At 40.2% G+C, this 20,979-nt stretch carries 17 protein-coding genes and 2 pseudogenes; 12 read left to right on the top strand and 7 right to left on the bottom strand.

Features of this window, described 5'->3' with window-relative positions; translation table 11 throughout:
* The first annotated feature begins 43 nt into the window (after positions 1-43).
* A complete protein-coding gene (locus tag CSQ79_RS23285; protein WP_099703495.1) occupies positions 44-2,308 on the top strand; it encodes a hybrid sensor histidine kinase/response regulator in 2,265 nt (754 codons plus the stop codon).
* On the opposite strand, the gene CSQ79_RS23290 is transcribed toward CSQ79_RS23285, so the two are convergent.
* Both CSQ79_RS23290 and CSQ79_RS23295 read right to left on the bottom strand, forming a co-directional pair.
* A complete protein-coding gene (locus tag CSQ79_RS23290) occupies positions 2,288-3,877 on the bottom strand; it encodes a hypothetical protein (protein ID WP_099703496.1) in 1,590 nt (529 codons plus the stop codon). The two genes, CSQ79_RS23285 and CSQ79_RS23290, sit on opposite strands and share 21 nt — an antisense overlap.
* 187 nt (positions 3,878-4,064) lie before the next feature.
* Complete coding sequence (locus CSQ79_RS23295) at positions 4,065-4,493, bottom strand: hypothetical protein (RefSeq protein ID WP_099703497.1); 429 nt, start codon at positions 4,491-4,493, stop codon at positions 4,065-4,067.
* Positions 4,494-4,617: 124 nt separating this feature from the next.
* Between CSQ79_RS23295 and CSQ79_RS23300 the strand changes: the two genes are divergently transcribed.
* Both CSQ79_RS23300 and CSQ79_RS23305 read left to right on the top strand, forming a co-directional pair.
* Positions 4,618-6,387: a S8 family peptidase gene (locus tag CSQ79_RS23300; RefSeq protein ID WP_099703524.1), complete on the top strand. Its 1,770-nt coding sequence runs from the start codon at positions 4,618-4,620 to the stop codon at positions 6,385-6,387.
* Positions 6,384-6,614 carry a DUF5818 domain-containing protein gene (locus tag CSQ79_RS23305; RefSeq protein WP_099703498.1) on the top strand — a complete coding sequence of 77 codons (231 nt, stop codon included), beginning with the start codon at positions 6,384-6,386 and terminating at the stop codon, positions 6,612-6,614. Before CSQ79_RS23300 ends, CSQ79_RS23305 begins: the two co-directional genes overlap by 4 nt.
* Before the next feature lie 86 nt (positions 6,615-6,700).
* Here the strand turns inward: CSQ79_RS23305 and CSQ79_RS23310 are convergent, their stop codons facing one another.
* On the bottom strand, positions 6,701-7,015 hold the full coding sequence (locus CSQ79_RS23310) for a thioredoxin family protein (protein WP_099703499.1): 315 nt from the start codon (positions 7,013-7,015) through the stop codon (positions 6,701-6,703).
* 191 nt (positions 7,016-7,206) lie between these two features.
* Between CSQ79_RS23310 and CSQ79_RS23315 the strand changes: the two genes are divergently transcribed.
* From CSQ79_RS23315 to CSQ79_RS23330, 4 genes are all read left to right on the top strand, one after another.
* Positions 7,207-7,869 carry an HAD family hydrolase gene (locus tag CSQ79_RS23315; RefSeq protein WP_099703500.1) on the top strand — a complete coding sequence of 221 codons (663 nt, stop codon included), beginning with the start codon at positions 7,207-7,209 and terminating at the stop codon, positions 7,867-7,869.
* A gap of 604 nt (positions 7,870-8,473) precedes the next feature.
* Positions 8,474-11,023 carry a PAS domain S-box protein gene (locus CSQ79_RS23320; protein ID WP_099703501.1) on the top strand — a complete coding sequence of 850 codons (2,550 nt, stop codon included), beginning with the start codon at positions 8,474-8,476 and terminating at the stop codon, positions 11,021-11,023.
* 29 nt (positions 11,024-11,052) lie between these two features.
* Positions 11,053-12,630 carry a hybrid sensor histidine kinase/response regulator gene (locus CSQ79_RS23325; RefSeq protein WP_099703502.1) on the top strand — a complete coding sequence of 526 codons (1,578 nt, stop codon included), beginning with the start codon at positions 11,053-11,055 and terminating at the stop codon, positions 12,628-12,630.
* Between the two features lie 344 nt (positions 12,631-12,974).
* The gene (locus CSQ79_RS23330; RefSeq protein ID WP_099703503.1) at positions 12,975-14,474 is read left to right on the top strand and encodes a hypothetical protein; all 1,500 of its coding nucleotides are present in this window, start codon (positions 12,975-12,977) and stop codon (positions 14,472-14,474) included.
* Positions 14,475-14,595: 121 nt separating this feature from the next.
* Here CSQ79_RS23330 and CSQ79_RS23335 read toward each other — a convergent pair whose 3' ends face one another.
* The 4 genes from CSQ79_RS23335 to miaB all read right to left on the bottom strand — a co-directional run bounded on the left by CSQ79_RS23335 (position 14,596) and on the right by miaB (position 18,677).
* A complete protein-coding gene (locus tag CSQ79_RS23335; protein ID WP_099703504.1) occupies positions 14,596-15,336 on the bottom strand; it encodes a hypothetical protein in 741 nt (246 codons plus the stop codon).
* A 255-nt stretch (positions 15,337-15,591) separates the two neighbouring features.
* Positions 15,592-16,689 (bottom strand): D-alanine--D-alanine ligase family protein, encoded by a 1,098-nt coding sequence (locus CSQ79_RS23340; protein WP_099703505.1) that lies wholly within the window; start codon positions 16,687-16,689, stop codon positions 15,592-15,594.
* Positions 16,690-16,872: 183 nt separating this feature from the next.
* Entirely contained in the window at positions 16,873-17,175 is a 303-nt protein-coding gene (locus CSQ79_RS28415; RefSeq protein ID WP_289501479.1) for a hypothetical protein, read from the bottom strand.
* Positions 17,176-17,315: 140 nt separating this feature from the next.
* Positions 17,316-18,677: a tRNA (N6-isopentenyl adenosine(37)-C2)-methylthiotransferase MiaB gene (miaB, locus tag CSQ79_RS23350; protein ID WP_099703506.1), complete on the bottom strand. Its 1,362-nt coding sequence runs from the start codon at positions 18,675-18,677 to the stop codon at positions 17,316-17,318.
* A gap of 534 nt (positions 18,678-19,211) precedes the next feature.
* Here miaB and CSQ79_RS28710 point away from each other — a divergent pair.
* The 5 genes and pseudogenes from CSQ79_RS28710 to CSQ79_RS27165 all read left to right on the top strand — a co-directional run.
* Positions 19,212-19,322, top strand: a pseudogene (locus CSQ79_RS28710) (IS1 family transposase); the annotation flags it as partial.
* Between the two features lie 86 nt (positions 19,323-19,408).
* Positions 19,409-19,912, top strand: coding sequence for a hypothetical protein (locus CSQ79_RS23360; protein ID WP_099703508.1), 504 nt, complete (start codon positions 19,409-19,411; stop codon positions 19,910-19,912).
* Positions 19,913-19,980: 68 nt separating this feature from the next.
* On the top strand, positions 19,981-20,157 hold the full coding sequence (locus CSQ79_RS28420) for a hypothetical protein (RefSeq protein ID WP_289501480.1): 177 nt from the start codon (positions 19,981-19,983) through the stop codon (positions 20,155-20,157).
* A 94-nt stretch (positions 20,158-20,251) separates the two neighbouring features.
* Positions 20,252-20,470 (top strand): type II toxin-antitoxin system HicB family antitoxin, encoded by a 219-nt coding sequence (locus tag CSQ79_RS23365; RefSeq protein WP_099703509.1) that lies wholly within the window; start codon positions 20,252-20,254, stop codon positions 20,468-20,470.
* Positions 20,470-20,707 (top strand): annotated as a pseudogene (locus tag CSQ79_RS27165) (type II toxin-antitoxin system HicA family toxin). Before CSQ79_RS23365 ends, CSQ79_RS27165 begins: the two are co-directional and overlap by 1 nt.
* Positions 20,708-20,979 lie beyond the last annotated feature (272 nt).

A 20,979-nucleotide genomic window follows, 5' to 3' on the forward strand; every position in this document is an offset into this window, starting at 1 on the left:
TGGACAAATTAACTAAAATTAAGAATGGTACAACAGATTGAGAATGCGCACTAGCGAGCAAATTCAGGCAGAGATTGAGGAAAAGTTTGGTTTTTTTCCACCATTCTTTAGTCCAGCACTGCATAATTCACAGGTGTTGGAAAATTTGTGGCAGCAAACACTCATTGCCTATATTCATAATCCTCTGTCTGCGGTTTTTAAGGAAAAGCTGAGTGCTTACTTATCGCGCTTTTGTACTGTTCCTTACTGTATGATTTGTCATAGCTGTACTCTACGTCCTTTAGGAATGAAAGCTGAGGAAGTATTGCAGCTATTGGAAACTCCACCTCCAAATGTGGAAGAAATTGAATCTCATCTGCAGATCTTAGCTACGTACGCCGAGTTGAATGTTTTACCTGAAGCAAACTCACCACTAGAAGAAAGTTTACTGATTTGCGCCATATTTATCTTTTTGGAAGGAGAAGCGGCAGAAACCTACCGCACTCAGCTACGCCAAATCTTGGGAGCAAGCAGCTATCAACACTTAGTTGCATTTGTTGCCTATGTAAAAACTTGTCATGTATGGGCAGAAGCTAATCCTGAGGTTTCTTATGAAGCCGATAAACGCGTATTAGATAATCTTAGCTCTCTAGTGACTGAGGAACCAAGATTAATAGAATTTTTTCGTAACTATGCAGAGAAAGTCAAACAAGAACGGCAAACTCGCGCGGAACGTCAAGCAATTCTGGCAGAACGACAACGGAATTTAGAAGTACTGCGAGAAAGTGAAGAACGATACCGTAAATTGGTAGAGTTATTGCCAGATACGCTTTTTGTGCAATGTGAGGGTAAGTTTGTATTTGCTAACAGTGCCGGAGTAAAACTACTTGGTGCTGATAATGTAGAGCAATTAATTGGTCAACCAGTGTTCAATTTTATTCACTCAGAAAGCCAAGAAATTGCCCAAGAACGAATTCAAAAACTCAAAACGGGAAAATCTGCACCATTTATTGAAGAAAAATTTGTCCGGTTAGACGGTAGTGTAGTAGATGTCGAAGTAGCTGCTTTCCCTTTTGTGTATTCTGGAAACCTAGCAGCACAAGTCGTGGCGCGGGATATTAGTCTGCGTAAGCAAGCTGAAAAGGAACGTGCTGAACTTCTTGCACGCGAACAAGCTGCACGCACAGAAGCTGAAAGTGCAAATCGCAGTAAAGATGAATTTTTAGCAATAGTCTCGCATGAGTTGCGATCGCCGCTGAATGCTATGTTAGGGTGGGCTAGATTACTGCGTACTCGTAAGTTTGATGCGGTTACGATGGAGCGAGCTTTAGAAACAATTGAACGTAACGGTCAAGCACAATTACAATTACTTGAAGATTTACTCGATATTTCACGAATTATTCGCGGCAAAATTTATCTTAATGTTTGTACTGTTGATATTTTATCTGTAATTACTGCCGCGATTGAAACTGTACAACTTGCCGCCGATACGAAGTCGATTGAGTTATTGAGTGTAGTCGAAGCATCTTCATCTATTCTTGTTCGTGGGGATTTTGCACGGTTACAACAGGTGATTTGGAATTTACTTTCTAATGCGATTAAATTTACTCCGAATGGTGGGCAGATCGTAGTGCGATCGCAACTTATTGATTCTATCGTTCGGATTTCTGTTAGCGACACAGGTATAGGCATTAGTGCCGATTTTCTACCATTTGTTTTTGATCGGTTTCGTCAAGCTGATAGCACAACTAGCCGAAAAGAAGGTGGTTTAGGTTTGGGACTTGCGATTGTCCGCCAGTTAGTCGAACTGCATCACGGTACAGTTTATGTTACTAGTGCTGGTGAAGGACAAGGAGCCACTTTTACTGTTGAACTGCCATTATCTAACCATCAGGTAACAAACCAGCAGGATGTCGTGTCATCATTTACCACTGCCAGAAATCACCTGACAGGATTGCGCATCCTTATCGTTGATGATGAGGCTGATATTCGCGATTATGTGACTACGGTTCTAGAAGAATATGGCGCACAAGTGCAAGAAACTGCCTCTGTCGATGCGGCACTAATTGCGATAGAAAAATCGCCACCAGATATACTTGTTAGTGATATTGGTATGCCGCAACAAGATGGTTATAGTCTGATTCAAAAAATTAGGACATTAACACCAGAACGTGGTAGAAATATACCTGCGATCGCACTCACTGCTTATGCAAGAGATGAGGATCGCCAACGGGCTTTAGCGGCAGGATTTCAACTTTATGCCACTAAACCTATTGAACCAGTCAAGCTAGTTGTTGCTATTGCAAAGTTAGTTGGGAGAAGTACTTGATGTTAATGGATTAGGTTGCGTTTGTTTTGCTTGCGGTACAACTGTTAAGTAAGGATTCAGTAGGTTTTCTTCTACCCACCCAGAGTAATATTTTAGAGTTGTAGTATTATCAGAAATCTCTGTTAGTTCTAGATCGCCACGTACTGTATTGAAATTACTAGGACGATTTGGTTCTACAATCATACTTGTGGTAATTCCACGAGGACCACCACCAAATTCATTGTGTGCAACTTCATCCCAACCGCGTACAAAGCGATCGCCATGCCAATGCCATTCTGAACCTGCCCAATCAATTGTAGGTTTTCCTGGTGGAATCAACTGAGGAAATTGCGCAGTTCTCACACCTTCATCAAGCGTTATAGTAAAGCCTGGTTCATAGCGAACTTCATAGCGACTTTGACGTGTTTGATAATCGAGAGGATGCGACCACAAAACTTCCACTGCTTCATCTTGGCTATTAGATAATGTCGCTGCCGGAGTTTTTTCTAGCAATCCGCGATAAATTGGTACTTCTGCAGGCAGTTTAGCCATTAATGCAAACCGCCAACACAACCAGCGATCAAGATTTTCACTAGCTTGCCACTGTAGTTGACAAACACCATTTCCTGTCCCTACCCACAGCGTATCGCCTGCTACTTCAAGCTGTGTAGGAATTGCTCCTACAAGCGGGCTATTATGGACAGTATAAGCATTGAGACTACCCGAATCGGGATTTGCTAAATCTGGGCGGTAAGTAACTAGCCCATGCGCAGGAATATGAGGATTACCCTCTCCGCTAATCTTTGTTCCTAACCATAGTGTAGGAGCATCTGCATCGCCAGTAACGACTAAGTCTGTAATCTGCTGTGAAGCAATTTCCTGTGGTTGAAATAATGTAAATTGATCTGTTTGTGGTTCGTAGCTGACAATTGTGGTGATACCATTATTACCTTCACCTTGCTCAAATGCGATCGCCCACCAAATCCGCTGTCCATTACTCACCGCAGCCGTTATTTGTGGTATTCCTAATTTGGTGCCAGTACTTGAATATCCGTTCCGAATAGCAGATTCCTGCAAATCTTTGAGTGTATATAGTATTTTTTGCTGAGGTTGCTGATCAGGAGTAACTAATTCAAATATAACTTTGTCGTCTTCTGGTAATACCTCCGGACGAGATAATAAATCGTCTTCACTCAGAGTATAATTCGGTTCTAGCAGTACGCGATATTGATATGCTCGTTCATCAACATTAACAGATTTAAATGATGGATTAACTATTTCTTTTGCTGCTTCCGAGTAGTTTTGTGGTGGTTGTAAATTGCTAGGTAAAGTTCCTGATTGAACAGTCCAACTGCTGTTAGCACGACAAAATATAAAGTCATATTTTGCTGTTTGAAAGTTTATTGTATTGGTATCTGTAACAATATTACGAGGCTGAAAATCAGAATAGTTAAAGTAGCCTTGAGAACTTTTTTGTAAACCGACTTGTGTAGGTCGTGGACAAGAGTTAGTATTGTTAGCTTGCGAGATTATCTGTGAATTACAAGCGTTTAATAGCCATATAATGCTCAATAAGGTAACGATCTTCATAGTATTAAATCTCAAAGATGCTAGCGACTAGACAAACAAAGTCCATCTTCGTGAACGAATCAGGCAGCAAGCAATTGAGCAATTATTTGTATTTCTTTTTTAAGGATGCGATCGCAGACTGTAGATAAAAAAGATCACTGACCTCTTCTTCGTAACTAAGCTTTCTCAAAATAAATTGACGCGTTTTTTAGTTACTTGGTTCTAATTGCAAACGTTGTAATTCCTGTTGTAAAAACTTGCCCCATTCTGCGGCTAGAGGAATTTCTGTAAATGGGATATGTATTCGTGTTGATGGTAGCAGAAATTCTAAGGCAACCTCGCGACCTTTACGCGGTAAGTCATTCATATTTATAGGTTGTTTGTCAACTACTAATTGAATTAATTGAACGTCTTTTAAGGAAAAAGTTTGTAATTCAATAAGCCCTTTTTGAGTTGGCTTTCCCCAAGTTAAGTCAGTTCCTTGTTGACCCAAAACTGCATAAATATCGTATTTAGCACGCTCAAATTGTTCAGCCCAAACTCGATAGTTTTCTACTTTTTGATATTCGTTTTTACCTTGCCAAGCTAACCAAATAAAAACCCCTAGCAGTGCTAGCCATAAAATTCCCCGTTCCATAATTCAAGTTTCCGTATTTATACTTAATAAGTGATCTAGTCACACTGTAACTATCTTGCAACATCAAGGCACTAGCGACAGTACATACGTTATGTTGATTAGTAAACTAGTGCCGAAGGATGATATGAAAAAACTTTTATTAGTAGGCTTGGTTTTAATTGGACTATGTTTTGGCTTGTTCAACTTTAAGGGCTTAGCAAGTCAGGGTGAATTTGAGGAGATCGTGCTGGACTTTCGGGAAGATATTCCCATATTCCAAATTGACAATCAACTTAGTGCGATCGCCCAACAATTTAATCTCGCCCCCCAATTAAATAGTATCTTTTCTAAACCAGATAATGTGTATATTGTCAAGGGAGATCGCGCCACACTCAAAGCACTTCAGAAATCTCCTGTTGCTAAGTCTACCGAATATATTGAACCGAACTACATTTATAAAGCTTTAGAAGTTCCTAACGACCCAGAATATAACAAACAGTGGAATTTACGCAGTATTAAAGTTGAGTCAGCATGGGATGAAACTAAAGGTAGCGGCGTTACCGTTGCAGTGATTGACACTGGTGTTTCTCCGGTTCCTGATTTAAAGCAAACCAAGTTTGTACGGGGTTACGACTTTGTAAACAACCGTGAAACGGTTACAGATGACAGCGGACATGGAACGCACGTCGCAGGCACAATTGCCCAATCTACAAACAACAATTATGGTGTTGCAGGTATTGCTTATGAAGCAAATGTGATGCCCTTAAAAGTGTTAAGTGCCTTTGGTGGTGGAACAGTTGCCGATATTGCCGAAGCCATTAAATTTGCGGCTGACCATAATGCTGATGTGATTAATATGAGTTTAGGTGGTGGCGGTGATAGTCACTTACTTAAAGATGCGATCGCCTATGCACATCGTCAAGGTGTCGTCATTATTGCAGCTGCTGGGAACGCCAACAAAAATGCAGCTTCGTATCCAGCACGTTATCCCCATGTCATTGGCGTTGCCGCCCTCGATCCTGCGGGTGAAAAAGCACCTTATTCTAACTTTGGTGCAGGTGTTGATATTTCTGCACCTGGTGGTGTGGGTACCGGTGCAGGCGGAATTTTGCAAGAAACAATTAATTCTGATGGACAAGCAATGTTTGTTTCTTTTCAAGGAACAAGTATGGCAGCCCCTCACGTTGCAGGTGTTGCAGCGTTAGTGAAAGCCACTGGCATGAAAGAACCCGATCAAGTTCTCAATGTCTTGAAAAAATCCGCAATGCGCGTTAAAAATGATACGTTAAACCATTATGGTGCAGGACAACTCGATGCGGCAGCTGCAGTTAAACTAGCGGTACGCGGACAAATCAGTTTTCAAGACTTTTTCCGGTGGTTGCGTGACAATGGCTATCTCAATCCGCGATTTTGGATTGATGGTGGTGCGGTGGCACTACTACCCAAACTAGCAATGGTTTTGGGTTCTTATCTCCTTGCATGGTTTCTCCGCGTTTACTTCCCGTTTACTTGGAGTTGGTCATTATCAGGTGGGTTAGTTGCAGGTAGTTCAGGGTTATTCTTTCTGCGCGGATTCTACATCTTTGACTTTCCCCAAGTTCCCTTCCGCGTTATGGGCAGTTCAATTCCGGAAATTGGTAATGCGATCGCAGGTAACAGTATTTTAAATCCGCTCTTTGCTAGTGTACTTATTCCCTTTATCCTAGTTGCCTTCCTCTTAAATAAACCTATGTGGAAGTGGTTTGCAATTGGTACAGCTTTAGGCGTTGCAGCGTGTTTAGGTGTAAATGCTGTTGTTTCACCTGCGGTTTGGGGATTGGGTAGCGGTGCGATCGCCCGCATATTTCTATTCATCAATGCTTTAATGTGTTACAGCCTAGCACTGTTAGCCGTCAAAGAGGAGCAAGCAACATGAGTATTACTGTTACAGGGACAATACAACGAAGTGACATGGGTGCTGGAGCGTGGGCGCTATCAACAGACGATGGTACAACCTATGAAGTTCATAATGCCCCCAAAGACTTACTCCAACCAGGAAAAAAAGTCAAAGTTACAGGACAAATCCGCGAAGATGTCATGACGATTGCCATGATTGGACCTGTCCTAGAAGTGCGATCGTTTGAAACTGTAAGCGAGTCGTGAGACAGATGTCTCTAGTTGAATAACCAGACCGTTGTTTATTCAGTTGCTAGTGCTACTTATTACTCTTCTAACCACTAACGATTACACTAATCACTTGCATCCAACACCGCTTGCAGTTTATTTCTAAATTCTCCCTTGGGATGACCGCCTTTCACTTCGCCTAAGATCTTGAATTCGCCTTCTGGAGAATCACAGATTAAATAAGTCGGCCATCCCATCTCAGCCTTATCAGGATACTGTGTTAGCAGAATTTTACGATACTTACGATAAGTTGCCGTATCCTGCATCTTAACGTCAATAAACTGCAACCCTAGTTCTTCACTTACCTTTTGGTCATAAAACGACATTTTATGACAAATTCCACAGTCCTCTGACGAAAACTTAATAACAGCTCGCTCCATTATTTGTATCCTCTCTCAGATTTGATCTTGATTCAAGACGTAACACAGAATGAATTAAGTTATTTATTTTATACGTCTTAGGTAGCAGATTTAGCACTCCTTAATTCTGCACATTAGGGTATGTAAATGAGTTTGTGAAATAGGTAATTTGAAGTATAAAAAGTTTACATGGTGCTAACAGGAGATTTTACATGGTGCAAGCAGTAATCTTAGACGTTGATGGTACATTAGTACTAAGCAATGATGCTCATGCACAATCTTGGGTTGACGCATTTGAAGCCTTTGGCTACCACATAGCATTTGAACAAGTTCGACCATTAATTGGTATGGGTGGCGATCAAGTGATACCGCGCATGGTACCAGGACTCAATAAAGAAGAGGGCGATGGGAAAAAGGTTTCCGAGCGGCGTAAAGAACTTATTCTCCAGAAATATGGACCCAAGCTACAAGCTGCCTCTGGGGCAAGAGAATTAATACAGCGCATGAAGCAGCAAGGATTAAAGTTAATTATTGCTAGTTCTGCTACAAGTCAAGAGTTAGAAATTTTACTTAAAGCTGCAAAAGTAGACGATTTACTTGATGAAGCAACAACATCAAGTGATGCTGAAGCTTCTAAACCTGAACCAGACATTGTAGAAGCTGCATTAAGTAAACTAAAGGTGCAACCTAACGAGGTTGTGATGCTAGGAGATACACCTTACGATGTTCAAGCAGCAAGTGCTGCTGGTATTGGAATGATTGCAGTGCGTTGTGGTGGGTTTGAAGATGCACAACTTGAAGGAGTTCAAGAAATTTATGATGATCCTGCTGACTTGTTGGCACACTACGATGAGTCACTCTTGAGTAAAAAGTAGAAAAATTCTCAGCAGCATTAATATACACTTAAGAAACTTATCCTAAAAAATATTGGCTAAAAGAATTTAGGATACTGAGCTAGTTTGTGTTTTGTAGCAACCTAGCATTTTTAAATTGCATAATACTTGTACGTTAAATCAAATGTTTTAATTGATATTTGATGAATGACGGCAATGTAGATATTCCTGTTTTTATATAAGAGCAAGGTAACACTTGCATACTTTATTAACGCTTAACAAGATTTACTCACAAAATAACCGCAGCGTCACTTACCATGATAAGCGTCTAACACAAAAAAAGACTCTTTGCAAGAGAAAAGGTACTGACAAATTAAAATCAATTTTTTGCGCGTAGCCCAGCCACTTCAGAGGATTCACGCTCAAAATAATTCAATCATGTAGATATGCTTAATGAAACAAAATGAAATAAATATGGGGAGAAAAAATTGTTATCAAACCGCACTTTTATGCAGAGCAGTCGGTGGTGGGAAATGAGTACTCTAAAACAAACTTTAGAACAATCACCTAAACTGACCAGAGATTCCAAGCTGCATACAGCTACTTCTAACACAATTTGTTAGTTGTGCTATTCAGGATTAACGCCATGAACGTTAGTAATTGGAGAAAAAAGCGTTTTGACTGGGAGCAATATAGCGTTGCATTAGGGACTGTAGCCATCACTCTCATCATCAAGCTGCTACTGACGCCAATCATTAATGACGAAAGTCCTTTCTTGTTATTTTTCTTTGCGATCGTTACCAGTACTTGGTATGGTGGCAAACATACAGGGTTCCTCGCAACAGGTTTAGCAGCTTTAAGTGCTGATTATTTTCTTATTCCACCTTTTCACTCTTTTTTTGTTGATGGTGTAGGATTTGGCTTTCGCCTAGGCTTGTTTGTCTTTGAGGGAACTGCAATTACTCATGTCGTTGCACAGTTGAATACTGCTAAAAAACAAGCTGAAACAAATAAGATAGAAGCCTTACTTTATCAGGAAGTTTTGCAAGAGAGTGAAGAGCGCTTTCGTCTATTTGTCGAAAGTGTTGGAGACTATACAATTTTTATGCTCGACGTTAATGCCAATATTGTTAGTTGGAATGTGGGAGCAGAAAACTTATTTGGATATCAAGAAGGAGACATTCTAGGAAAACATTTTTCTTTGCTGTTTACCATCGAAGATATTAATAGTGGAAAACCACAACAAGAGATAGAACAAGCGATCGCACAAGGACGTACTGAAGGACAATATTGGCATATTCGGAGTAATGGTACGTGGTTCTGGGCAAATAGCGTCATAACAGCCTTACGTGACAAAGAAGGTCGTTTGCGTGGTTTTGCTAAAGTTATTCAGGACTTTACAGCTCATCATGAAGTAGAAGTCGTTTTGCAAAAAGCTAATGAAGAATTAGAACTGAGAGTTCAAAATCGCACATGTGAATTACGTAATGCTAACGAACAGTTACACAGCGAAATTATTGAACGTCAGCAGATTGAAGAAGCTCTATTAGATAGTCAAACTCGTCTTCAACTCATTAACAGTATCTCAACAGCAATGATGTTGGGTATGTCGGTAGAGCAGATTATTAAACGTACTGTTAGACAAATTGGTGAGTGTTTTCCTACGCTACGAATTGCTTACTCAACAATTGATCAAAGTGGTCATTTAACTGTTGTTCATTCTCTAGAACCAGAAGGATTACCACCACTTCAGGGAATCACTTTCGATTTGAATATGATGCCGCAATATCTTCAAGCAATACAGATGAATGCACCCGTTGTGGTAGAAGATATTATGGAAGACTCGCGCTTTTCTAACCAAAATCGTGCTTTATTCTGTACTTACGGGATTCGAGCCTTTGTTGACGTGCCATTACAGCATTCAGAAGACTTGATGAGTTTGTTGTGCTTTGACGCTTCGCAGCAAAGAAAATGGAGTAATCATGAAATTGGAACACTAATTGTCATTACTCAGTATCTTTCAATTATTATTAAAAATGCTTATGCGCAACAAGAACGCGATCGCGCAGAACTCGCTTTGAAACAAGCGCATGATGAGTTAGAACTGAGAGTTAAAAATCGCACAGCAGAACTTGCAAAAGCTAACGAAGAGTTAAAAACAGAAATTTATGAGCGTCGGCGCATCGAGGAGTCACTACGACAAAGTGAGGAGCGGTTACGCTTTGCGCTGAATGCTGCTGATATGTTAGCGTGGGATTGGAATGTCCTCACCGATGAAATTAGTCAGTCAGACAACGCAGATGGCGTCATTGGACTTCCGCCAAATACACAACTCAACAATGCAACCGAATTTTTCACTTTAATCCATCCTGTAGACCGCGATCGCGTGCTGCAAGAGCTTCATAATACTTTAGCCAACAGAAATCTTTACAGCGTAGAGTTTCGCATTGTCCGCCCTGATGGTTCAATCCGTTGGATGGCTAACACAGGAAGGGTTAGTTGTGATGTTGCAGGGCAAGCAATACGTGTAAGTGGTGTTTTACGAGACATTACTGAGCAAAAACACATTTCCGATCAAATTCAAGCTTCACTTGCAGAAAAAGAAGTTTTGCTTAAGGAGATTCATCACCGTGTTAAGAACAATCTACAAATTATTTCTAGCCTCTTGAGTTTACAGTCAGGATATATTGAAGATCAACAAACTCTAGGAATTTTAAAAGCAGGGGAAAATCGCGTAGCTTCAATGGCTTTGATTCACGAGCAATTATATCAATCTGAAGACTTAGCAAAAATTGACTTAGTAGACTATATTCAAAATTTAGTAGCAAACTTATTTAGTTCTTACGATGTTAACTCTCAACAAATTAATTTACATTTAAATATTGGAAATATTCTTCTTTGCTTGGATGTTGCTATTCCTTGTGGCTTGATTATAAATGAATTAATTTCTAATTCCCTCAAACATGCTTTTCCAAACTATAAAAAAGGTAATATCTATATTGAAATGTATACGATTAACGAGCAATATTACCTCAATATTAGAGACGATGGTGTAGGATTACCACAATATATTGATCCAAATAATACTGATTCCTTAGGACTACAAATTGTAGCTGCTTTGACTCAACAACTGGAAGGTAGCCTTAAGATTAATAGTAATAATGGCACAGAGTTTCAAATCAAGTTTCAATGTTAACAATTATTTAAGGTTAATAAATAACCACAATGGGTCAGGCAAATATCTTAATTGTAGAAGATGAGCTTCTCGTTGCCAAAGATATACAAAATCGGCTAACTAAATTCGGATACAATGTTGTTGCTGTGATCTCATCTGGAAATGAAGCCATCAAGAAGGCAGCAGAAAAAACTCCTGATTTAGTCCTTATGGATATTCGCTTAAAAGGAGAAATTGATGGAATTGAAGCAGCACAACTAATTTATCAAAATTTAAATATTCCGATAGTTTATTTAACAGCTAATGCGGATGATAGTACATTAGAAAGAGCTAAATTAACTGAACCATTTGGCTATATATTAAAACCTTTTAAAGAAAAAGAACTCAAGACAACTATTGAAATTACGCTCACAAAGCATCAAATTGAAAAAAAACTGAAACAAAGTGAACAATGGTTAGCAACAGTACTGAAAAGTATTGGAGATGCTGTTATTACTAGCGATGCTTGTGGTGCTGTCACTTTTATGAATCCTGTCGCTGAAGATCTAACAGGCTGGAAGCATGAAGAAGCTTGCGGTAAAGATGCAGCAGAGATATTTAATATTACCCATGAAGTCACTCGCCAAAAAATAGATAGTCCCGTTGTCCAAGCATTACAAAAAGGAACAACGGTTGGCATTAGTGAAGAAACACTTCTTATTACTAAAAATGGTCATGCAATTCCTATTGATGATAGTGCAGCACCAATAAGGGATGACAAAGGAAATATTACTGGTGCCGTATTAGTTTTTCGTGATATTACTGAACGGAAGCAAGCAAAAGAAGCACGTCAAAAGCAAATTGAGCAAGAAAGGCTTGTTGCTCAGCTAGAAAAACTGAATCAACTCAAAGACGATTTTTTGAGTACAGTTTCACATGAGTTGCGTACTCCGATCGCTAATATGAAAATGGCAATTCAAATGCTGTCTGTTTCTAACAATACAGAGCGCAGTCGGCGATATTTAGAGATTTTACAAGCAGAATGCACGCGAGAAACTGAGCTAATTAATGACTTGCTCGATTTACAAAGGCTAGAATTAGCATCTTATCCAATGGTACTCACAGAAGCCATTCATTTAAACGATTGGTTACCAAAAATCATTGAGCCTTTTTGTAACCGTAGCGAACAGCGTCAACAGATCTTACAAATTGATATACGTCCTCACTTATTGCCGTTGCTTTCTGACCGTGCTAGCTTAGAGAGAATTATCGCTGAGCTACTTAATAATGCCTGTAAGTATACTTCAGCTCATGGCAAAATTGTTCTAAGTGTTGAGCAACATAGTCAATTGCCAGAAAATAATCCAAGCTTTGTAGATGCTAAAAAGACAGAAATACTACCTGTAACAAAAACAATTTTTAGGGTTAGCAATCAAGCAGAAATTTCTGCTGAGCAATTACCAAGAATCTTTGAGAAATTTTATCGCATTCCTCAAAGCGATCGCTGGCAGCAAGGAGGTACAGGTTTAGGACTTGCTTTAGTTCAAAAACTTGTCGAACATCTGCAAGGAACAATTCATGTTAATAGTCATCAAGGGTGGACAACATTTACTGTCACTTTAAGTAGTGTAGTAGGCAATGATCTCTAAGTATTAAACAATAATGAATTTAATTATATAGAACCTGATTCAAGGCTGAGCCATCAGGAACACAACCAATTTGATATCAAGTTAAAAACTAGTTTTGCATTAACTTATTGAAATTAAGAAACCTTATCTGCAGAAAAAACATCTAAGTAATTGAGCAAGATAAAGCATTGATCGTTGCACTTAAGGAGTAAAGCAGCAAAATAGGCAATAAAAATTAAGGGAAGGAGTAGTCAGTGTCTAAATATAGATGCTCAAGCATCAAATAGTGAGGTTTCTATTCAAAATCGCGAACAAACCCTTTATTCTTGAGCCTTTCCCTATCCATAGATCAAGTAGGAGCGACTGTGACGCAAGAATTTTACCTCTGCGTAGCTTATATTGGACATAACACTTACAAACTACAGACAAAACAAGTACCAGACAAAATCTTACTTGCTGAAGAAGTTGTAGAGTGGAATGTAGAGGAGTGGTTAATTCATGCAGAACAGATTAGCACAAATGTTGAACCATTGAGCGATCGCTACAACTTATATACATTGATTGCGTTAGGTAAGCAGCTTTTCTCGGCATTATTTACAGGAAAAATTAAAAATAGCTGGAACGCAGCACGAAACATTGCCCAGCAAGAGCAAGTAGTATTGCTACTGTCGCTAGAAATTGACACTGCTAACTTAGCAAGTGTACCTTGGGAACTTCTTTATGCAGAAGAGCGTTTTTTGATTAGCAATCCTCAAATTGCGCTGAGAATTAACCGCTTACAAGCACCATCTAGCAATGTATTAGCACAAATGAATTGGGATTCAGTTATTCATAACATCCGATCAGAAGATGAGAGAAGGTTAGTGATAGAATCTCTTGCTGAGGAAGAGTGGGAAGAAATATTTATAGATGATGGTGACAGCGATCCTGCTTATGCAGAAGATTCAGCTGTTGTTGCAGATATTTTTAGTCAACTAGCCGCATCGCCTCCTTCTACTCCTAAAAAGGAAGATGCTGCAGTATTTTCTGCACGCGAGACGCAAATAACAACCCAGCAACAAGTTGAGCCACCGCCTCAAAAAACATCAGACAGCGTTTTTACTACTTTGGTAGTTGGAACTTTGATGATGGCACTTGTCGCGATCGCAACTTTGTTATGGGGACATCAACCATTACGACAAATTACTGCATCTTTTACACCATTAGGAATAAGTAGATTAAATCATCGCCACTGGCACGCTGTTAGTACACAAGAAGTCACTGCGATCGCTATCACTAAGTTTAAACAAGGAGACTTCAATACTGCGCAGAACTTGGTGGAAGAACTTCTAAATCGCAACGATTTACAAAATGCTCGTGCAGCACTTGATATAGTTTCTTATGCTAAAACTGATACAATCTTGTATCTCCGAGGGCGTTTAGCATGGCAATCTTTACAGATGGAACAAGCGCGTCGTTACTGGGAAGATGCTGTTAAGCAAAAACCACAAATTAAGTATTACAATGCGTTAGGCTTTGCCTACTACGCACAAGACGACTTGCATCAGGCTAATGATGCTTGGTTTGAGGCATTATATTTAGCTAATCAATCGCCTACACCAGAGCGGATAAATTCTAGCTCCAGCAACAGTAGCGAACTCCTGACAACGTACGCTGGTCTTGCCTTAGTCTTACATCAATCAGCGCAGAATCAATCGTTGGATAAACAAGCGAAATTGGTTTATGAAGCTGTGAAACTCCGTAAAAAAGTCTTAGCAGAAGATGCAGTGAATTTTCAACCTCAGCAGCTTGAGCGCCAATGGCTATGGCATCAAAAAGCAGTTGCAGACTGGCGATCGCTACTTCAAATCAGCGATCAGAGGTAATTTGTTTGCGACTCAATGACTCTTTCCACCTCCGTAAGCTTACTGTTAAAAATCGTATCTTAGTACACGAAGGCATACTTTACTTGAGTAGCCGCGACTTTAGTTGAAGGGTATCTGTGATTTATTCATCATAAGTTTTACCCAAAATAGAAGACAAGGGACGGTGCTTGCGAATATCCATCATTTCTGCTAACGATACTTTTTCAACATCCACCGCTTGGAGTTCTTCTGGTGGCAAGATAGTCACTCTGGGATCTTCACTACTACCATGACTATCTGATATTGGGATAGTGTCTTTGACTTCTGCAGTAGGAGGTTCGGAGATTTGTGGTTCTCTAATCTTGGCAACGGGAGGAGGTTCAACTGATTCTGTAACTTTGACAGATGGTTTAGGAGGAGGTACCGAGATAGTTGGTTCAACGACACTGGTTTCTACACGAGGACTAATTCGTGGTAGTCTCTTGCGCGTTCGGCGTTGACGGCGTTGACGTTTTGGTTGCGACGATGAACCTTGTAGTTGTCGGAAGACGACTCCATATCCAGCAGCACAAGCAACAATAGCACCAACTACCCATATAGCAATGCGATCGCTGCCTGAAGTTGCTGTTTCAGGTGTCGGAGCCACCAATGGTACAGGATCTACGCGATCAACAAAGCCAGTAAAAGTCAAACTGAAAATCGAAAGAGTAGCGATTAGAAGTAATATTAACCATAGCAAAGGCCAAAGCAGCCAAGGTGATAGCAACAGGGCAAATAGTGAACTCAAAGCTGAGGATTTTGCCGAGGATCGGCGTCTCGCACGAGCTAGCTGTAAGTTACTACGTTGTTGTGAGGACTGCTGTGTACTCTGATTGTCGTCCATAGCTAATTTCAGAGGCGTACACCCTGTTTTGTTTTTAATTATCTAATAGATCTGGAGGTTAGCGATCGGGAATTGGGAAAGTTGAGGTGACTGGGTGTGCGGGTAGGCGGGAAGACTAAGAGAGTTATGAATGTTGAGTGTTGAGTTATGAGTTATAAAACTTTCTTCAATTCAAAATGTGCTAAGGCACCGCTACGCTAACAAAACTCAAAACTCAAAACTCTATTACCCACACTCCTACACTCCCACTAGTCACTAACCATGTCGTTCTAACGCCAATTGAATTAGTTGATCGACTAATTCAGCAAAAGGAACACCACTTTTTTCCCACATTTGCGGATACATACTTGTTGCAGTAAAGCCAGGTAACGTATTAATTTCATTGATTAAAACTTCTCCAGTGGCTTCGACATAGAAGAAATCAACTCTTGCTAAACCCGCTGCATCCACAGCTGCAAAAGCTTGGAGTGACATTTCTTGAATTGCAGCAGAAACAGATTCGGGTACAGGTGCAGGGATTGATAAGTTTGCTTTCCCCGCAGTATATTTCGTTTCATAGTCGTAAAAATCACTCGCGAATGTAATTTCTCCGACAACGGAAGCTTTAGGGTTATCATTTCCTAACACAGCACATTCAAGTTCGCGAGCCACAACTCCTGCTTCCACAATCAACCGCCGATCGTAGCTAGCAGCATTGTCTAGGGCAGTTTCCAATTCACTACGCGATCGCACTTTGGCAATACCTACTGAGGAGCCTAAATTTGCTGGTTTCACAAAACAGGGATAACCAAGGGTTGCTTCAATTTGGTCGCATAATTTGGGAAATATACAAGGATTAGACCATACTTGAGCGCGGTTAATTGCCATATATTTAACCTGTGGTAATCCAGCTTGGGCAAATGCCATTTTCATAGCAATTTTATCCATACCCATTGCCGAACCTAGTACCCCAGATCCTACATAGGGAACTTGCATTAATTGCAACAATCCTTGTATTGTGCCATCTTCACCATTAGGACCATGAAGAATAGGAAACCAAACATCTACATCTGTAACTGGCGTAGAGGAAGAAGAGAGTAAATCAGGAGATGTTGGAATCGGTAGCGATGTTTGGTTGTGTGATTGGGTATTTGATTCATTGAGTTGCAAAGGAGTACCAGAGGTAAGCACTTGTTGGGCAATTTCTCCAGGAAGCCAACGCCCATCTTTTTGAAGATAAAACGGTAGTAGTTCGTATTTCTGGGCATTTTGATCTGATAAAATCGCTTGTGCGATCGCCCGTGCTGAACTAATCGAAACTTCGTGTTCTCCCGAACGACCACCAAACAATAATCCTACTCGCAATTTGCTCATCTGCTATTTACCTTTAGGTGCTCCTCATTGGGCAATAGCGTATCATAAGAGAGGTCAGAGGTCAGAGGTCAGAGGCTAGGGAAATTATAAAGCTGAGGAGCTTGAGAGAGTCGTGAAGTGTTGAGTTAAGAAAAACTCCTTTAATTCAAAATTCAAAACCATTTACTAGCCACTCCTCACAACTCAAGGTGACATGCGATTGCGATAAACGCTAAATTCAGCTTCTAATTCAGGTAAGTGGACTTGTTCGCATGAAAGGGCTTCAAGTTCATCAGCAAATTCTCGTAGCCGTTGAATATTCGATTGTAGCCGCGATTTAATTCCTTGTGCGCCTAATGCTAGACAATCAGGGCAAATGTCGCCATACTCTATACCTTGGTTACTATACACTGATGCTCTTGCTGTTTTGAGATTGTAAAGGCAACCACAAACTAGGCATTTATTCTGCCGTCCTCGTGTAGGTTCTTGATGAAAACGAATTTTCATACTGCAATACCCTGCAACTTGTTTAACATCAGATCGCTTAAAAGTTAGTAATTGGTGATTAGCTATTAGCTTTAATTTGATGCTAAATACTTCCCAATTACCCATTACCTATTACCTGACCTAAATGATTTCTAATGTAGTCAAATTGTGACCGGTTGCCGTACCACAACTTCACCCGTCAAGCTAAAAGCACGTACTTCAGTAATTTTTACCTGTACTAGCTTACCTTTAAGTTCAGCAATATTTCCAGGAAAGAAAGTTAAGCGATTACCACGCGTGCGCCCCATTACTTGCGTAGGATCTTTGGGGTTTTGATCTTCAACGAGGACTTCTTCAATTCGATCGAGATAACGCTGAGAACGCTCTGCTGCTTTAATAGCAACTAGGTGATTGAGACGCTGTAGGCGATCGCTTTTAACTTCTTCACTGAGTTGATTGTCCCATAAAGCGGCTGGCGTACCTGGACGAGGAGAATACGCAGCAGTATTCAAGTGATCGAAGCTAATATCATCCACCAGCTTGAGCGTATTTTCAAACTGTGCTTCAGTTTCTCCAGGAAAACCTACAATGGCATCTGCACTAATTGAAGCATCAGGCATATACCGCCGAATTGTATCAATAATCCGTCGATATTTCTCTTGCGTATAACCCCGCGACATTTGTTTTAAAACTTCGTTATCGCCTGATTGAAAAGGAATATGGAAGTGTTCGCACACCTTAGGTAACTCTGCACAAGCACGAATTAAGCGTTCAGTGAAATAACGCGGGTGACTTGTCGCAAACCGTAGGCGTTCAATTCCTGGTACGTCATGTACGTAGTACAACAAGTCAGTTAATGTATGCAGATGACGTCCTTCTGGTGTTGTACCTGGTAAATCGCGCCCGTAAGCATCAATGTTTTGTCCTAGCAAAGTAACTTCTTTAAAGCCTTGCTGACCTAGTTCTACCATCTCCGCGCGAATTGCTTCTGGCGATCGCGATTGTTCAATACCGCGTACATTCGGAACTACGCAATAAGTACAACGTTCATTACAGCCATAAATGACATTAACCCAAGCAGTCACCGTACTATCACGACGAGGCTTCGTAATATCTTCAACAATACGAATTGGTTCGGTGGCGACTATCTGATTTCCGGCAAAAACTTGTTCTAGTAAGTCTTGTAAGCGGTTAGCGTGTTGCGGTCCCATCACTAAATCGAGTTCTGGTACTCTTCTTAGTAGCGACTCTCCTTCTTGTTGCGCAACACATCCAGCAACAACCAAAGTTAATTCGGGGTGTTCGTGTTTGCGCTTTGCTTGTCTACCAAGGTAAGAATAAACCTTTTGTTCGGCGTTATCCCGAATTGTACAAGTGTTATAAAGTACCAAGTCTGCTTGATTTGGGTCTTCTGACCACTGAAAGCCCATATCTTCTAGGATACCAGCCATCCGTTCTGAGTCGGCTTTGTTCATCTGGCAACCAAAAGTAGTGATGTGGTAGCGGCGGTTAAAAGTGGTCATTGCGATCTACAGGTGACAATAGAATACAGCATCCAAATTTCAATTATAGATTTTTGTTGGCAGCAGTTGAGAAGGCTTAGCTCGTTGCAACCATCTCAAATCATACTAATCAGGCTTTACTGCTTACGTTTTAGGTTTTGGTAGTTGCTTGAAAATTATTAATCAATGCTTAGGGTAGAGTTCTTTTAAGATCATTAGGTGAAAAGTCAAAATTTAAGTCATTCATAATTATTGATTGAGATATGGATGGGTATCAAAAGTTTGAGAATAGACAATATGAACTCATACGAGCTAGCGATATTATTCATGATGGAATTTGGCTAGAGCTTTGGGGTCGAACTAACGGAGTATGTGATGAGGTATTAACCTTTCTCTATTCAGATTCTAGTAATTATGTAACAAGACTTGACAAGAGGATTTTGAGGGGTAAATAAATATAAATCTTCAACGTTAGAGATCAACTAATGGTCTTAAAATTGAGCTAAGAGCAATAGGTTACATCCTAATATTGGTAAAAAACAGAACGGCAAGTTTAGAATTAAGCGACTTGCCCGTAAGACTAGTTGCTTTTCTAAATCAAAGTTGAGGCGCAACCCAATAATTGGACTATTCATCAATTGCTCTAAGTTTGAACTACCAATTTAACAATTATCAATAATTTAACACCACCAAAAACTATAGCATAAGTTGACTTTCAAAAAAAATTAACATACAGGAAGGAATGATTATTTATGTTCACAAAAATGATTGTTTTTTCTATTAGTGTCTTTGGTCTAGGCTTGGTTTTTAATCATGGTATTCAAGAGTTAATACCGAGCGTACAAGCTCATAAAATAGAAGATAAAACTGCGGAGCAATTTGTCTGCACCCCAAGTAACTTGAGCGGTAACTATGGCGTATCTGCTGATGGAGTGGTACTTGAGTCTAGCTTGCCTTTTATCCCTGTAGGTCCTGTTGCTTCTATTGGAAGACTCACTGTTAAAGGTAATAGCATTTTCGTGACTCTACAAGATAACCTTAATGGAAATGTTACGCCCTTTTTAGAATATACAGGTTCATTTGCAGTTAATCGAGATTGTACTGGGACGTTTGCAACAGTGAGTCAATTAAATTCCTCTCTTACAGCACAATATACATTTGTAGTTGTCAATCGAGGAAAAGAAATTCAATTTTTGCGAACTGGAGGGTCATCAGGAGTCAAAACCGTTATACGTGGTGTTGCTAAAAAACAGTAGTAGCACCCACTAGATTTGGCTGAGTTACAGTTGTCGCGATCGCAACGCAGAAACCCTGCATCACAACGATGAGTACTTGGGTTGAATTTGATAGTTCCTTCGTTCTTCTTTACTATGATCGTATTTCAGACAACCAAAGGCGATCGCACATCTCAATTTTGCTATGTGGCGATCGCCCCTTCACTTCAAGTATTCCCTGCGATCGCGCCTCTATCCTTATGGCGTTCCCTCATAATTTTAAGTAAGCGATTGCCCTTTCTCATCGAATTAATACACAGAGCGAACGCTAACTCAGTTGAGAGAAAATGTTGGTTATTGAGATTTTGAGGTAATGTTTGGATGCAAAACATCAAGATTATTGTTGAAAAGTACTCTGATGGTTATGTCGCTTACCCACTTGGTATTGAAGGAGTTGTGATTGGTGAGGGTAATAGTTACGAAGAAGCTTTGTCAGATGTAAAATCAACCATTAGTTTCCACATTGAAACCTTTGGTATAGGGGTTCTGGAGCCAGAATCTCCTGTCTTAGAAGTTTTTGTGGCTGAGGCAAGCATGTAATGCCTAAGTTTCCAGTTGATGCTCCTAAAGCAAAAGTTGTTAGAGCACTTGAGCTACTTGGGTTTCAGATTGTCAGAGAACAGGAGCATATCTCAATGATTAGAGAACAACGATGGCTCTCGAACTCCTCTAACACTACCGAATCACGAGCGCATTAAGGGAGCAACTCTACGAACTATTTGCACTCAGTCAGGTATTTCTAGAGATGACTTCTTAAACGCATATGAGCAAAGCTGAGCTTAATAAAGTACGATGGGTGGAATTATTACTCTATTATTTTTACTGAGGAGCTAGCTATACAAACGCGATCGCTTTTCGATACTTCTTAACACAATCGCCTCTTCACCTCAAGTCTTAGGTGCGATCGCACTCACCTTTCCAACAGACACAAAAGCGATCGCAATTTTGCCTCAAAGGAATTGTTGAGAAGTAAGGTGGACACTGCTCACCCTAACCGACTCTTGCTTTTTGCTACAGATCCCAAAGAATTGAGACAGGTATCTCAGCAA

It is taken from the genome of Gloeocapsopsis sp. IPPAS B-1203 (assembly GCF_002749975.1).
In the GTDB taxonomy this organism is placed as follows: domain Bacteria; phylum Cyanobacteriota; class Cyanobacteriia; order Cyanobacteriales; family Chroococcidiopsidaceae; genus Gloeocapsopsis.

What these genes read in the sequence shown, in the direction of transcription:
- CSQ79_RS23305 (WP_099703498.1), top strand. Translation starts at nt 6,384, where the DNA reads ATGAGTATTACTGTTACAGGGACAATACAACGAAGTGACATGGGTGCT.
- CSQ79_RS23320 (WP_099703501.1), top strand. Translation starts at nt 8,474, where the DNA reads ATGAACGTTAGTAATTGGAGAAAAAAGCGTTTTGACTGGGAGCAATAT.
- CSQ79_RS23360 (WP_099703508.1), top strand. Translation starts at nt 19,409, where the DNA reads ATGTTCACAAAAATGATTGTTTTTTCTATTAGTGTCTTTGGTCTAGGC.
- miaB (WP_099703506.1), bottom strand. Translation starts at nt 18,677, where the DNA reads ATGACCACTTTTAACCGCCGCTACCACATCACTACTTTTGGTTGCCAG.
- CSQ79_RS23300 (WP_099703524.1), top strand. Translation starts at nt 4,618, where the DNA reads ATGAAAAAACTTTTATTAGTAGGCTTGGTTTTAATTGGACTATGTTTT.
- CSQ79_RS23340 (WP_099703505.1), bottom strand. Translation starts at nt 16,689, where the DNA reads ATGAGCAAATTGCGAGTAGGATTATTGTTTGGTGGTCGTTCGGGAGAA.
- CSQ79_RS28420 (WP_289501480.1), top strand. Translation starts at nt 19,981, where the DNA reads ATGAGTACTTGGGTTGAATTTGATAGTTCCTTCGTTCTTCTTTACTAT.
- CSQ79_RS23325 (WP_099703502.1), top strand. Translation starts at nt 11,053, where the DNA reads ATGGGTCAGGCAAATATCTTAATTGTAGAAGATGAGCTTCTCGTTGCC.
- CSQ79_RS23310 (WP_099703499.1), bottom strand. Translation starts at nt 7,015, where the DNA reads ATGGAGCGAGCTGTTATTAAGTTTTCGTCAGAGGACTGTGGAATTTGT.
- CSQ79_RS28415 (WP_289501479.1), bottom strand. Translation starts at nt 17,175, where the DNA reads ATGAAAATTCGTTTTCATCAAGAACCTACACGAGGACGGCAGAATAAA.
- CSQ79_RS23365 (WP_099703509.1), top strand. Translation starts at nt 20,252, where the DNA reads ATGCAAAACATCAAGATTATTGTTGAAAAGTACTCTGATGGTTATGTC.
- CSQ79_RS23335 (WP_099703504.1), bottom strand. Translation starts at nt 15,336, where the DNA reads ATGGACGACAATCAGAGTACACAGCAGTCCTCACAACAACGTAGTAAC.
- CSQ79_RS23315 (WP_099703500.1), top strand. Translation starts at nt 7,207, where the DNA reads ATGGTGCAAGCAGTAATCTTAGACGTTGATGGTACATTAGTACTAAGC.
- CSQ79_RS23295 (WP_099703497.1), bottom strand. Translation starts at nt 4,493, where the DNA reads ATGGAACGGGGAATTTTATGGCTAGCACTGCTAGGGGTTTTTATTTGG.
- CSQ79_RS23290 (WP_099703496.1), bottom strand. Translation starts at nt 3,877, where the DNA reads ATGAAGATCGTTACCTTATTGAGCATTATATGGCTATTAAACGCTTGT.
- CSQ79_RS23285 (WP_099703495.1), top strand. Translation starts at nt 44, where the DNA reads ATGCGCACTAGCGAGCAAATTCAGGCAGAGATTGAGGAAAAGTTTGGT.